General features: G+C 71.3%; 12 protein-coding genes and 1 tRNA gene. 9 read left to right on the forward strand and 4 right to left on the reverse strand.

Annotated elements, in window-relative coordinates:
- Nucleotides 1–18 precede the first annotated feature (18 nt).
- Nucleotides 19–1,116, reverse strand: coding sequence for an LLM class flavin-dependent oxidoreductase (locus ACIQM0_RS03605; RefSeq protein WP_401283139.1), 1,098 nt, complete (start codon nt 1,114–1,116; stop codon nt 19–21).
- 137 nt (nt 1,117–1,253) lie between these two features.
- Nucleotides 1,254–2,081 (reverse strand): decarboxylase, encoded by an 828-nt coding sequence (locus ACIQM0_RS03610; protein ID WP_401283141.1) that lies wholly within the window; start codon nt 2,079–2,081, stop codon nt 1,254–1,256.
- A gap of 153 nt (nt 2,082–2,234) precedes the next feature.
- Between ACIQM0_RS03610 and ACIQM0_RS03615 the strand changes: the two genes are divergently transcribed.
- From ACIQM0_RS03615 to ACIQM0_RS03655, 9 genes are all read left to right on the forward strand, one after another.
- Nucleotides 2,235–3,194: a D-2-hydroxyacid dehydrogenase gene (locus ACIQM0_RS03615; RefSeq protein WP_401283143.1), complete on the forward strand. Its 960-nt coding sequence runs from the start codon at nt 2,235–2,237 to the stop codon at nt 3,192–3,194.
- Between the two features lie 256 nt (nt 3,195–3,450).
- A complete protein-coding gene (gene ehuB / locus ACIQM0_RS03620; protein WP_401283145.1) occupies nt 3,451–4,353 on the forward strand; it encodes an ectoine/hydroxyectoine ABC transporter substrate-binding protein EhuB in 903 nt (300 codons plus the stop codon).
- A gap of 19 nt (nt 4,354–4,372) precedes the next feature.
- Nucleotides 4,373–5,107: an ectoine/hydroxyectoine ABC transporter permease subunit EhuC gene (ehuC, locus tag ACIQM0_RS03625; protein WP_123471285.1), complete on the forward strand. Its 735-nt coding sequence runs from the start codon at nt 4,373–4,375 to the stop codon at nt 5,105–5,107.
- Nucleotides 5,104–5,748, forward strand: coding sequence for an ectoine/hydroxyectoine ABC transporter permease subunit EhuD (ehuD, locus tag ACIQM0_RS03630; RefSeq protein ID WP_363023296.1), 645 nt, complete (start codon nt 5,104–5,106; stop codon nt 5,746–5,748). Before ehuC ends, ehuD begins: the two co-directional genes overlap by 4 nt.
- Nucleotides 5,738–6,586, forward strand: coding sequence for an ectoine/hydroxyectoine ABC transporter ATP-binding protein EhuA (ehuA, locus tag ACIQM0_RS03635; RefSeq protein ID WP_401283148.1), 849 nt, complete (start codon nt 5,738–5,740; stop codon nt 6,584–6,586). The genes ehuD and ehuA overlap by 11 nt, the downstream gene beginning before the upstream one ends.
- A 166-nt stretch (nt 6,587–6,752) precedes the next feature.
- Nucleotides 6,753–7,511 (forward strand): IclR family transcriptional regulator, encoded by a 759-nt coding sequence (locus ACIQM0_RS03640; protein WP_401283150.1) that lies wholly within the window; start codon nt 6,753–6,755, stop codon nt 7,509–7,511.
- A gap of 63 nt (nt 7,512–7,574) precedes the next feature.
- Nucleotides 7,575–7,648, forward strand: a tRNA-Lys gene (locus ACIQM0_RS03645).
- Nucleotides 7,649–7,838: 190 nt separating this feature from the next.
- Nucleotides 7,839–8,960: a winged helix DNA-binding domain-containing protein gene (locus tag ACIQM0_RS03650; protein ID WP_401283152.1), complete on the forward strand. Its 1,122-nt coding sequence runs from the start codon at nt 7,839–7,841 to the stop codon at nt 8,958–8,960.
- A gap of 71 nt (nt 8,961–9,031) precedes the next feature.
- Nucleotides 9,032–10,534: an MFS transporter gene (locus ACIQM0_RS03655; RefSeq protein WP_401283154.1), complete on the forward strand. Its 1,503-nt coding sequence runs from the start codon at nt 9,032–9,034 to the stop codon at nt 10,532–10,534.
- Here ACIQM0_RS03655 and ACIQM0_RS03660 read toward each other — a convergent pair.
- Both ACIQM0_RS03660 and ACIQM0_RS03665 read right to left on the reverse strand, forming a co-directional pair.
- Nucleotides 10,514–12,190 carry an AMP-binding protein gene (locus ACIQM0_RS03660; protein WP_401283155.1) on the reverse strand — a complete coding sequence of 559 codons (1,677 nt, stop codon included), beginning with the start codon at nt 12,188–12,190 and terminating at the stop codon, nt 10,514–10,516. The two genes, ACIQM0_RS03655 and ACIQM0_RS03660, sit on opposite strands and share 21 nt — an antisense overlap.
- Nucleotides 12,191–12,216: 26 nt before the next feature.
- Nucleotides 12,217–12,807 carry a lytic polysaccharide monooxygenase gene (locus ACIQM0_RS03665; protein ID WP_363023285.1) on the reverse strand — a complete coding sequence of 197 codons (591 nt, stop codon included), beginning with the start codon at nt 12,805–12,807 and terminating at the stop codon, nt 12,217–12,219.
- Nucleotides 12,808–12,922 lie beyond the last annotated feature (115 nt).

Below are 12,922 nucleotides of genomic sequence, written 5' to 3' on the forward strand. Positions count from 1 at the left end.
AGCCGGGTCAGGGCCGGGTCAGGCTCCCGGCAGCCCGTACGCGTCCGCGATGAGCCCGTAGCTGTGCAGGCGGGCATCGCCGCCGTGGGCGTTGGCGGTGATCATCAGCTCGTCGGCGCCGGTGCGCTTGGCCAGGTCGTCGAGGCCGGTGCGGACCTCGTCCGCGGTGCCGTGGACGATGTTGACGAGCCAGCTGTCGACGAACTCGCGCTCCATCGGGGTGAAGGCGTACGCCTCCGCCTCCTCGGGCGTCGGGACCAGTCCGGGGCGGCCGGAGCGCAGGCGGAGCATCGACAGGGCGCCGGTGAGGACCTGGCGGCGGGCCTCGCGCTCGTCGTCGGCGGCCAGGGCCGCGACGCCGATCAGGGCGTACGGGGCGTCCAGGACCGCGGACGGCTTGAAGGACTCCCGGTACAGCTCCAGGGCCGGCACGGTGTTCTGGGCCGAGAAGTGGTGGGCGAAGGCGAAGGGCAGGCCGAGCATGCCGGCCAGCCGGGCGCTGAAGCCGGAGGAGCCGAGCAGCCACAGGGGCGGGCGGGCCGGGGACTGGACGCCGCCCTCCGAGGTGGCCTGGACAGGCCCGGGGACCGCGTGGATGCGGGCGTAGGGGTGGCCGTCGGGGAAGTCGTCGTCCAGGAAGCGCGTGAGCTCGGCGAGCTGCTGCGGGAAGTCTTCCGCGCCCTCGTTCAGCCGGTCGGTGCGGCGCAGGGCGGCGGCGGTGGCGCCGTCGGTGCCGGGGGCGCGGCCGAGGCCGAGGTCGACGCGGCCGGGGGCCAGGGCCTCCAGGGTGCCGAACTGCTCGGCGATGACGAGCGGGGCGTGGTTGGGCAGCATGACGCCGCCGGAGCCGAGCCGGACGCGTTCGGTGTGGGCGGCGGTGTGGGCCAGGATCACGGCCGGCGAGGAGGAGGCGACGCCGGGCATGGAGTGGTGTTCGGCGACCCAGTAGCGGTGGAAGCCGCGCCGCTCGGCGAGCTGCGCGATCTCGACCCCGGTCCGCAGGGCCTGGCTCGCGGTGCGGCCCTGGCCCACGGTCACCAGATCGAGCACGGACAGCGGAACGGGTGCCGTTCCCTCCGCCTTGCCACGGATCTCGTCGCCTCGAATCTCGTCCACGTCCTGACCTCTCCGATGGTGCTCTTAGTCCCTCGTACCTGCTCGTACCTGCGGAGAACACGAACAGGAGGATGGCTCCGTTTATTCCGCGGCCGCCCCCGGGGCTGTTCGGGGGACGGCCCGGGACCTGCCGCGGTCTACTGCCCGGCGGATCCGCATCCGCGGCCGTACGCGTTCTGGCCGTGGGCGTACTTGCGTCCGCTGCCCCAGACGCCCCGGGCCGGTGGCTCGGCCGGGGCCGGCGGCGCCTCCCTTGCCGCGAAGAGCGTGCCCAGCCGCGCGGCCCAGGCGTGGCGGTCGGCAAGGCGCAGGGCTTCCCGGACGGCCACCTGGTTCGCGGTGAGGACCGGTTTGCCGAGCAGCTCCTCCAGTTCCGCGAGGTGGCCGGCCGTGTGCAGGGCCGTGTCCGGCAGCAGGACCGCGTCCGCGTCCGGGCGGTCGGCCGCGGTGACCAGCTCCTTGAGCCGGTCCGGGCCCCACGCCGCGGCCTCGGCCGCCGTGGTGGCACCGGCCGCGTGGGTCGCGAGCACCTCGACGCCCTCGTCCCGCAGGAACGCGGTGAAGTGGGCGGCGATCTCCTCGGGGTACGTCGCGGCCACCACGACCCGGGCGGCGCCCAGCTTCCGTACCGCGTGGACGAAGCCGATGGAGGTGCTGGAGACGGGCACGCCCAGCGCGCGGGCGACGGTCGCGGCCTGGGCGCGGGCGCCCTGCGGGCCGTACAGGAAACTGCCGCCGTCGCAGGCCCAGACGACGGACTCGACCCCGGAGCGCTGCAGCTCCTCCGCGCCGGCCGCGAGCCGCTCGGGGGTGCCCAGGGCCCGCAGGGCGTCCTCTCGGTAGGCGTCGTCGGGGCACTCGGTGTGGTTGACGACGAGTCTGATGGTGCTGTCGAGCAGGATCTCCATCCGCGGGAAGTCGTCCTCCGCGAAATGGCCCGGGTAGAGGAAACCGACGGTCGTCATGTCCACCCTTCCTGTGGTCCGGAACTCCCCCGCCTCCGTTCCAGTATTCCCCCATCCGCCCCGGTCATCGCCCTGACCTGTTGACGGGGGCGGGAGCGGCTGCGAGCGTGGTGCCTGCGCCCACCTCGGCCGACGCGGGAGGAACCGTCCCCCATGCCGGAGCCCCTTCTCCTCGTCCTGGACGCCGATCCGCCGCCCCGGCTCGGCCGGCTCGCCGGACGGGTCCGGGTCCGGCACGTCGACGGGGCCGGTCTGGCCGCGCAGCTCCCCCGTGCCGATGTCCTGCTGGTCTGGGACTTCGCCTCCGACGCGGTGCGGGAGGCCTGGCCGGGTGACGGTCCGCGTCCGGCCTGGGTGCATACGGCGAGCGCGGGCGTGGACCGGCTGCTCTGCCCGGAGCTGGCGGAGAGCGACACGGTGGTGACCAATGCCCGGGGCGTCTTCGAGCAGCCGATCGCCGAGTACGTGGCGGGGCTGGTGCTGGCGTTCGCGAAGGACCTCCCCGGCACGCTGGAGCTCCAGCACCGGAGGCGGTGGCGCCACCGCGAGAGCGCCCCGGTCGCGGGCTCCCGCGCGGTGGTCGTCGGGGCCGGGCCGGTCGGGCGCGCCATCACCCGGCTGCTGATGGCGCTGGGTGTCGAGGTGGCGCTGGTGGGACGCACGGCCCGGCGCACGATCCACGGAGCGGAGGATCTGGACCGGCTGGCGGCGCGGGCCGACTGGGTGATCTGCGCGGCGCCGCTGACCCCGCGGACGCGGGGGATGTTCGACACCAGGTTCTTCGGGCTGATGCAGCCGTCGGCCCGGTTCATCAACGTGGGGCGCGGAGCGATGGTCGTCGAGGGCGATCTGGTGGACGCCCTGCGCAAGCGGTGGATCGGGGGCGCGGCACTCGATGTGTTCGAGCGGGAACCGCTCGGCCCGCGGAGCCCGCTCTGGGACGCGCCCGGTCTGATCGTGTCGCCCCACATGAGCGGCGACACGGCGGGCTGGCGGGACCGGCTGGGTGAGCAGTTCGTCGCGATGTACGAACGGTGGTCGGCCGGAGCGCCGTTGCCGAACGTGGTGGACAAGCGGCTCGGCTACATCCCGGGGACGGACCTGGACGAGTGATCCCAACCCGGCCCGCCCGATACCGACTTCACCGTCCCATTACGGACATCTGCCGATAACACCCCGTCATCTGCCGCATCCCGTAAGGAAATACGCCCCGCACACATCTCGTCGCGCTCCGCCAAACTCCGGACACGGGAAGGTCACCCTCCGGCCACCGTTCGGTTACATGCGAGCGCTTCCTGAATAGACGTACGGGAGCGGGCAGGCGTTCACCCTGTCCGGACTGTTCGACCCTTCCAGGAGACTGCGAACCATGGCTGACTTCCCGAACCTGTCCCGCCGGGGCTTTCTCAACCGATCGGCAGCCGTGGGCGGTCTGCTCGTCGTCCCCGGCCTGCTCACCGCGTGCAGCAAGACCGGCGCCGACTCCGCGGACGGCGAGGGGGCCCTCGCCAAGCTCCGCAAGCAGGGTTTCGTCCGGGTCGCGTACGCCGACGAGGCCCCGTACGGCTACATGGAGGGCAAGCAGCTCAAGGGCGAGGCGCCCACCCTGCACCGGGAGATCTTCAAGGCCCTGGGTGTCGACGAGCTGCGGCCCACCCTCTCCGAGTGGGACGGGCTGATCCCGGGCCTGCAGGCCAGCAAGTACGACGTGGTCAGCGCCGGTATGGCGATCACCCCGGAGCGCTGCGCCAACGCGCTGTTCTCCGAGCCCGAGTTCATCTCGCCGACCGCGATGATGGTGAAGAGGGGCAACCCGAAGAAGATCACCGACCTGGCGTCCGCGAAGGCCGCCGGGGTCACGATCGGTGTGATGGCGGGCGCGGTCGAGGGCTCGTACGCCAAGGGCGCCGGCATCTCCAAGGGCCGGATCAAGACGCTGCAGAAGCCGCAGGACGGCGCGGACGCGGTCAAGGGCGGCCGGATCGACGCGTTCCTGCTCACCGGCATCTCGCTGCGCTGGCTCGCCAAGACCAACGCGGGCACCGAGGTCACCGACGCCTTCCTGCCGGAGCTCGACGGGCAGAAGCAGTACAGCCCCGGCGGCGCCGTCTTCCGCAAGGGCAACGAGGAACTGCGGGACGCCTTCAACCGCGAGCTGAAGAAGATCGTCTCCGACAGGTCGCGCTATGTGAGCCTGCTCCAGGACTACGGCTTCGGGGCCACCGAGCTCCCGCCGACCACGCTGAAGACGGCCGATCTGTGCAAGGGCTGACAGGGACGGAACCCACCGCATGAGCGATTTCTTCTCCGCCTTCATGGACGATCTCCCACAGCTGCGCTCGGGCCTGTGGGTGACCCTGGAGGCCACGATCCTGGGCGCGCTGCTGGCCCTGGTGCTGTCGTTCGTCCTCGGTCTGATGTCGATCAGCCGGCTGCTGCTGTCGCGCGGCGTCTCCCGCGTGGTCGTGGAGTTCTTCCGCGGCACCTCGCTGTACGTCCAGCTGTTCTGGTTCTACTACGCGATGCCGCCGCTCACGGGGTACGAACTGTCGCCGCTGCTCTGCGGCGTCCTCGCCTTCGGCCTCAACTACGGTGCATACGGCGCCGAGGTGGTGCGCGGGGCGATCAACTCCGTGCCGCGCGCCCAGTACGAGGCGACCATCGCGCTGAACATGACGCCGCTGCACCGGATGCGCAAGGTGATCCTCCCGCAGGCCTGGGTGCAGATGCTCCCCTCCCTCACCAACCTGCTGATCCAGCTGCTGAAGTGCACGCCGCTGCTGTGGCTCATCTCGGCGGCCGACCTGATGACCGCGGTCGAGAAGCTGCGCAGCCGTACGGGTGAGACCCTCACCGCGTATGTGACCCTGCTGGCCTGCTACTTCGTGCTGGCGTACGCGCTGACCCTGCTGATGAACCTGCTGGAGCGGTCCGCCAAACGGCGGCTCGGCCTGGAGACCGGCGGGCGCAGCCTGCTGAAGTCCCGCAGCGCCGTGACCGCCGCGGCCGCCGGAGGTGCCCGGTGAACGAGGGATTCGACTGGAACGCCGTCGGCGAGGCCCTGCCCCTGCTCCTCCAGGGCTTCAAGGTCACCTTGCTGGCCACGCTGCTGGGCACGGTGGTCGCCGCGGTGCTCGGGCTGGCCATCGCGGTCGCCGGACGGGCTCCGAGCCGGTTCGTGACCGTGCCGGTGAAGGTGGTGATGGAGTTCATCCGCTCCACCCCGCTGCTGATCCAACTGGTCGGCGCGGCAGCCGTGTTCAACTCGGTGGAGCCGCTGACCATCGGCATCGTGGTGCTGGGCGTCCACTACGCCACGTACACCTCCGAGGTGTACCGCGCCGGGATCGACAGCGTCCCGAAGGGGCAGTGGGAGGCCTGCCGGGCCCTGTCGATGTCGCCCCGGCGGACCTGGCAGGCCGTGATCCTGCCGCAGGCGGTGCGCAACGTACTGCCGGCCCTCGGGAACTACGCGATCCTGATGTTCAAGGAGACCCCGTTCCTCGCCGTGATCACGGTGCAGGAGATGGTCTTCAAAGCCCGCGAGTACGGGGCCGAGCACTTCGTGTACACCGAGGTGTTCACGCTCGCCGGGGTGCTCTTCCTGGTCGCGAGCTACCCGACCTCGCTGTTGATGAGAAAACTGGAGAAGCGCCTTGGCCACTGAACCTCTCCCCCTGCAGAAGACGGCGGCCACGGCGCCCGAGGACGTCGTGGCGGCCACCGACAAGGACGGCGGGCATCCGCTGGTCCGCTTCGACAAGGTCGTGAAGCGGTACGGCGACCATGTCGTCCTCGATCAGCTGGACTTCTCGGTCGAGCGCGGCGAGCACGTCACCCTGATCGGGCCCAGCGGCTCGGGCAAGACCACGATCCTGCGGCTGCTGATGACGCTGGAGAAGGTCAGCGGTGGTGTGATCCGGATCAACGGCGACCCGCTGACGCACATGGTGGCGGCGGACGGCTCGCTGAAGCCGGCGTCCGAGAGGCATCTGCGCGAGGCGCGGAAGAAGATCGGAATGGTCTTCCAGCAGTTCAACCTCTTCCCCAACATGAAGGTGCTCCAGAACATCACGGAGGCACCGGTCAACGTCCTGGGCATGGACCGCGACAAGGCGGAGACCCGGGCCAAGGAGCTTCTCGACCTGGTCGGCCTCTCGGCGAAGATCGACGCCCACCCCTCGCAGCTCTCCGGCGGCCAGCAGCAGCGGGTCGCGATCGCGCGGGCGCTGGCGATGGAGCCGGAGATCCTGCTCCTGGACGAGGTGACGTCCGCGCTCGACCCGGAGCTGGTGGCGGGTGTGCTGGAGCTGCTGGGCGACATCGCCCGGAACACCGACATCACCATGCTCTGTGTGACCCATGAGATGAACTTCGCCCGGGACGTCTCGGAGAAGGTGCTGATGTTCGACGCCGGGCGGGTCGTGGAGTCGGGTTCGCCGGAGAAAATCTTCTCCGATCCGGAGCACGAACGTACGCGCGAATTCCTCAACGCGGTGCTGTGACCTCGGCATCCGTCGATTGCTCATGACTCTGGCATATGCCAGAGGGGTGCGCCCCAGCTAGCGGAGCCGGGGCGCACCACCGAGTCGCCAACACCCGCCCCCGAAGAGGCTTTTGGCCGCTATCGTGAGGGCAGAGCTTGCGGTCACAACCTGGTAGGGGGAAACCGTGGCGTTGAAGCCCGAACCGACCGCGCCGTTCCATTCGGTGCAGTACGCCCTCCGCGTTCTCGAAACGGTCTCCAAGCACGGCAACGGTGTGACGGACGCCCGGATCGCCCGGGAGACGGGACTGCCCGTCGGGCATCTCGCCTCCCTCCTGCTGATGCTGCGCCGCGAGGGGTACGTCGAGCAGATCGCCGACGGCGCGTACGTGATCGGCGCCTCGCTGCTGCTGCTCGGCTCCGGCGCCGCCCGCAGACAGGCCGTGGAGGCCCGGCTCCAGCAGGCGCTGGTCCAGCTGCGCGACTCGGTCGGCGCGGCGGTCTACCTCAGCCGGTACGTGGACGGCGAGATCCGCGTCACCCAGTGCGCCGACGGTCCGGGCGCCCCTGCGGTCAACGAGTGGGTGGACTTCCGGTCCTCGGCGCACGCCTCGGCGATCGGCAAGTGCCTGCTGACCCAGCTGGACCAGAACGGGCGGCGCGACCACATCGCGCGGCACAAGACCGCACGGCTGACATCGAGGACCATCACCAGCGAGAAGGTCCTCTTCTCCAAGCTGGACAGCCAGCCGGCGACGGTCCCGGTGCTCGACCTCCAGGAGTACGCGGTCGGCACGGTGTGCGCGGCGGTGCCGCTGACCGCCGGGGCGTCGGCGGGATGCCTGGCTCTTTCACTGCCGGTCGAGGACGCGCACCGCCTGCGCGAGGCGGCGGACACCCTGAACCGGCGGGCGGCGCCGGTGCTGCTGTCCCTGGCCCTTTAGGGCCCGTACCGGACACGTGTCAGAGGCACCCCTGAGGACCAGGTATTATTTTCGAGTCAGCAGGCGCCGCTAGCTCAGTTGGTTAGAGCAGCTGACTCTTAATCAGCGGGTCCGGGGTTCGAGTCCCTGGCGGCGCACAGACAACGCACGAGGCGGTCTCCGTTCAACGGGGCCGCCTCGTGCGTTTTCGGCATGTCCCCGGTGTGCTCGCGGCGTGCTCCCGGCAGGTGATCCGTCCCCCCGGCATGAGGACACGCTCTGTCCGCTACCTCCGCCATCGTGGCGTACGAGCACCGGACACACAGCAGCCGAAGGAAGCGGATCACCATGCCGACGCGAAAGCCCGTAAACACCAGGACCGTCCTCGACAGCCGCGCGCTCAATCGCGCCACCCTCGCCCGTCAGCACCTGCTCACGCGCAGCGGCGCCTCCGTGCCCGAGGCAGTGGCCCACCTGTGCGGCCTCCAGGCGCAGGAACCGCAGGAACCGTTCACCGGGCTGTGGTCCCGGCTGGCCGCGTTCGAGCCCGGACAGCTGGACGACGCGCTGACCGGCCGCACGGTGGTGCGCACCCACCTGATGCGCCGCACCGTCCACCTCGTCACCTCCGACGACGCGCTCGCCTGGCGGGGCCGCCACGACGCCATGCTGCGCCAGCGGGTGCTGGGCACCTACCGGCGCGAACTGGCCGGCATCGACCTGGACGAGGTCGCCGCCGCCGGGCGCGCGGTCATGGCCGACCGGCAGCCCCGCACCATGGGCGAGCTCGTCCTGGCGCTCGCGGACCGCTGGCCCGGCCCACCGCGCCGCGCCCTGGGCGAGCTGCTCGTGGCGGCCCTCGTCCCGATGGCCCAGCTTCCGCCCCGGGGCCTGTGGCAGCAGACCTCCGGCGTACGCAACCTGCCGTTGGCCACCTGGCTGGAGCGGGACATCGACCCCCTGCCCACCGGGGACGACGATCCGGTGGGGCAGCGACTCCTGCGGCGCTACCTCGCCGCCCACGGGCCCGCCGCGAGCGCGGACCTGCGCGCCTGGTGCGGCCTCGCCGGTCTTCCCGCCGCGGTCGGAGCGATCCGGGGAGAGCTCGTCGCCTTCCGCGACGAACGCGGCCGCGAACTGCTCGATCTGCCCGACGCGCCCCGCCCCCACCCCGACACCCCGGCCCCCGTCCGGTTCCTGCCGGCCTTCGACAACGCGATCCTCGGCTACCACGACCGCAGCCGCATCATCGACGCCCGCCACCTCGGCCTGTCCGTCGCGGGCCACCGCACGGTCCTCGTCGACGGCCGCGTCACCGCCACCTGGGCCGTGCGCGACCGCCTCCTGCGCATCAGCGCCCTCCGCCCCCTCACCGGCCCGGAACAGGAGGCGGTCCGCGCCGAGGCCCAGGGTCTGACCGCGTTCCTGGACCAGGACATCGAGGACGTCCGGCTCGGCACCGAGGGCTGACGATCGAGGTATACAGATGTTTTACACATGCGTACTAGACGGATGTTTTAAACGCTCGTATATTTCCTGGCATGACAACACCTCCGAGCACCGCCACCGCGCCCGGCGAGCGCGCCGGGCGCAGGGAGTGGACCGCCTTCGTGGTCCTGCTGCTCCCCCTCCTCCTGGTCTCGATGGACGTGTCCGTCCTCTTCTTCGCGATCCCGTCCATCGACCGGGACCTCGCACCCAGCGCCACCCAGCAGCTCTGGATCTTCGACGTGTACGGCTTCGCCCTCTCCGGCCTGCTCATCACGATGGGCTCGCTCGGCGACCGGATCGGCCGCCGCAAGCTGCTGATGATCGGCGCCTTCGCGTTCAGCGCGGCCTCGGCCGGCGCCGCCTACGCCGCCGGCCCCGAGATGCTCATCGCGGCCCGCGCCCTGCTGGGGATCGGCGGTGCGACGCTGATGCCGTCGACGATGGGCCTGGTGCGCAACATGTTCCGCGACGAGCGGCAGCGCAGCCGGGCCGTCGGGATCTGGTCCGGTGCCATGGCGGGCGGCATCGCGCTCGGCTCGGTGCTCAGCGGCGTCATGCTGGAGCACTTCTGGTGGGGCTCGGTCTTCCTGATCAACGTGCCGGCGATGGTGCTGCTGCTGGTCCTGGTGCCGGTGCTGGTGCCGGAGTTCAAGGACCCGCGCCCCGGGCGGTTCGACTTCCTCAGCGTGCCCCTGTCGATGGGTTCGGTGCTGCCGGTGGTCTACGGGGTCAAGGAGAGCGCCGCCCATGGCGTGGACGCGCGCAACGGGCTGATCGTCCTCGCCGGGCTCGCCGTAGGCTGGGTCTTCGTCCGCCGGCAGCGGAGCCGCGGCGACGCGATGATCAGCCGGGAGCTGTTCCGCGGCCGCGGCTTCGCCGCCGGGATCGGCCTGAACGCGCTGGCGTCCTTCGCGATGATGGGCTCCGCCTTCTTCACCACCCAGTACCTCCAGTCGGTGCTCGGGATGGGCACGATGGAGGCCTCGCTGTGGAGCCTGGCGCCGTCGCTGGCGGTCGGTGCGGCCGCTCCGGCGGCCACGGCCGTCGCCCAGCGGACCGAGCGCGGCCATGTCGTCTGCGCCGGGTTCGTCATCGCGGCGGCCGGATTCGGGATCCTCGCCCTGTCGGGCACCGACTCGCTGTGGGTCCTGCTCGTCGGATCGGCCGTGATGAGCAGTGGCATCGTGACGGTGATGGCGCTCGTCTCGGACCTGGCGCTGTCCAGCAGTCCGCCGGAGAAGGCGAGTTCGGCGGCCTCGCTGCTGGAGACCGGGCAGGAGTTCGGCGGCGCGCTGGGGATGGCGCTCCTGGGCGCGGTGGCGACCGCGGTCTACGCCGCCGAGATGCCGGACTCCGCGCCGGAGGCGGCCCGCAAGACGCTGCCGGGGGCGCTGTCCACCGGCGACGGTTCGCTGATCTCGCTCGGCAGGGAGGCCTTCGTGCACAGCATGCAGTTCGCGTCGGTCGCGGGGTCACTGCTCCTGCTGGCGGGGGCCGTCCTGGCGGTGACGCAGCTGAGGCGGGCGGTCCTCTCACGCCCGTCCGGTGTCTGAGGACAGCAGCCCGGTGCGCCCGTGCTCCTCGAACTCGGCGGTGAGGGAGGCCAGGTCTTCCTCACCGAACGGGACGTACGTGCCCTCCGGGTCCCGGTACCAGACGGCGGACCCGGACCAGAACCCCTCCAGGCGCAGCCCGACCCGGTGGACCTTGTTCGTCGCCGTCACCGGCATCGCGCGCACGATCCGTACGAAGCGGGGCGCCATCTTCGTACCCAGGTCGGGCTGGTCCCGGAGGAACGCGGCGAACGCGGCCGGATCGAATCCGGCCCCCTCGCGCAGCGCCAGCGCCGCCATCACCTGGTCCCCCGCGACCGGGTCGGGCACCGCGTAGACCGCCACGGCCGCCGCGTCCGCCCAGCGGGCGAGGATGTTCTCGATCATCGCGGCCGCCAGGTTCTCGCTGTCGACCCGCAGCCGGTCCTCCGTACGGCCCGCGAAGTAGAGGAAGCCGTCGGGGTCGCGGTAGAAGAGGTCACCGGTCCAGTACCAGCCGCCGCGCACCCGGGCCGCGTCCGCCTCCTCGTTGCGCCAGTAGCCCTCGAACGGGGTCCGGCCGCGGTTGACCAGCTCCCCTATCGCGGCGGCGCCGTTGAGCAGCTTCCCGCCCTCGTCGAAGACCGCGGCGACGCGTTCGCGGCCGCTCGAAGGGTCGACGACGGCGAGGTCGTCGCGGTCCGGGGCCCGGCCGATCGCGCCCGGCGGGGTGTCCGGGGTCCGCTGGATCGCCGCACCGCCCTCCGACGAGCCGTAGCCCTCGACCAGCCGCACCCCGAACCGCTCACGGAAGCGGGCCGCGTCCACGGCGCCCGCCTCGGTACCGAAGCCGATGCGCAGCGGGTGCTCACGGTCGTCGGGGCGCTCGGGGGTGGCCAGCAAGTACTGCACGGCACGGCCGACATAGGTGAAGTACGTGGCCCCGTGGGCGCGTACGTCGTCGAGGAAGCCGGAGGCCGAGAAGCGGCGGCGCAGGGCGACGGCGGCGCCGCCGGCCAGGGCGGGCGCCCAGTCGGCGATCACCGCGTTGCCGTGGAACATCGGCATGCAGATGTAGTGGACGTCCTCGCGCCCGATGCCGAAGTGCCCGACGAGCGAATGGCCGGCCGCGGCGAGCCGTCCCTGGGTGCAGACGGCGGCCTTGGGCGCGCCGGTGGAGCCCGAGGTGAAGTAGAGGAGCATCCGGGTTCCGGGCCCGGGGCGGCCGAGGGCGGTGTCGCCCGGCTCCGCCCCGGCGTACGGGGCGAGCAGCGCGGCGTACGCCTCGGTGTCGGTGACCAGCACTCGGACGCCCGGCAGCTCCAGGCCGTCGAGCAGCGGCAGATGGGCGCGCTCGGTGATCAGGACCCGGCATTCGGTGTGCAGGATGTCGCGGGCCAGTTCGGCCCCGCGACGGGTGGGGTTGATGCCGGCGACGGCGGCCCCGGCCAGGGCCGCCGCGCTCAACCACAGCGGAAATTCCGGGGTGTTGTCGAGCAGCACCCCGAGGTGCGGTTCACTGCCCGCCGGCAGCAGATCCGCCAGGAGCGCGGCCCGTGCGGCAGCGCCGGAGGCGACCTGGTGGTGGCTGAGGACGATGCCCTCGTGCCTCAATCCGGGCCGGTGGTCGCCCCATTGGCGCTGTACGAGCTCCGCGACGGTGCCTGCGCTCCTCATGGCGCCGCACGGTAACTGACTACGCGTCAGAACTGAACATCGGAGCACGAGTAGAACGCGTTGGCCGTGTCCGCGATGTTCCAGACGCTCAGGATGATGTGCTTCCCGGTCTTCTGGGTGGGGATGGTGCCCTGCTGGGTCAGCGTGGCCGGGGGCTGCTGGTTGCCGTACGGCACCGTCATGAACGGCTGCGACTCCAGGTCGGAGCGCTTGAGCGGCTTGGTGGGGTCCCAGCCGTTCTTGGTGATGTAGTAGCGGAAGTCCGTCGTGGCGTGCCGGGCGGTGAACTGCCAGCGGAAGCTGAAGCCCTGCCCGGCGGTGACGTGGGTGGCGGGCCAGTTGCCGCCACGCGGGTCGTCGAGCTGGGCGAACTCGCCGTGTCCGCCGGAGCAGATCGCGCCGTCGGCGGGGCCGGACGCCGGGAAGCCCTTGGGGCCCTCGACGCTCTGCGGCTCCCACTGGATGTTGCCGCAGCCGGTCACCGTGCCGTTGGCACAGAGCTTCTGGCGGCTGATGGGGTTGTCGGTGTAGCCGTGGCTGCCGGCACTGCTGGTCGCGAACATCGAGACGCCCGCTACCGCAAGGCCCACCAGGGCCGCGCCTGTCTTCTTACGCATTGCTGAAGCTCCTCGGATTCGTGGGGGAGGTTCCATGAGCACTGCTGCGCGCGTGTCGTGCGGTCTAGACCAAGGCCTAGATTATTGACGGATCATGAACATGTCCAGACCAATG

Source organism: Streptomyces sp. NPDC091387 (assembly GCF_044756945.1).
In the GTDB taxonomy this organism is placed as follows: Bacteria; Actinomycetota; Actinomycetes; order Streptomycetales; family Streptomycetaceae; genus Streptomyces.

Coding starts and splice junctions, on each gene's coding strand:
- ACIQM0_RS03610 (WP_401283141.1), bottom strand. CDS start 2,081: ATGACGACCGTCGGTTTCCTCTACCCGGGCCATTTCGCGGAGGACGAC.
- ACIQM0_RS03615 (WP_401283143.1), top strand. CDS start 2,235: ATGCCGGAGCCCCTTCTCCTCGTCCTGGACGCCGATCCGCCGCCCCGG.
- ehuB (WP_401283145.1), top strand. CDS start 3,451: ATGGCTGACTTCCCGAACCTGTCCCGCCGGGGCTTTCTCAACCGATCG.
- ehuC (WP_123471285.1), top strand. CDS start 4,373: ATGAGCGATTTCTTCTCCGCCTTCATGGACGATCTCCCACAGCTGCGC.
- ACIQM0_RS03650 (WP_401283152.1), top strand. CDS start 7,839: ATGCCGACGCGAAAGCCCGTAAACACCAGGACCGTCCTCGACAGCCGC.
- ACIQM0_RS03655 (WP_401283154.1), top strand. CDS start 9,032: ATGACAACACCTCCGAGCACCGCCACCGCGCCCGGCGAGCGCGCCGGG.
- ACIQM0_RS03660 (WP_401283155.1), bottom strand. CDS start 12,190: ATGAGGAGCGCAGGCACCGTCGCGGAGCTCGTACAGCGCCAATGGGGC.
- ACIQM0_RS03665 (WP_363023285.1), bottom strand. CDS start 12,807: ATGCGTAAGAAGACAGGCGCGGCCCTGGTGGGCCTTGCGGTAGCGGGC.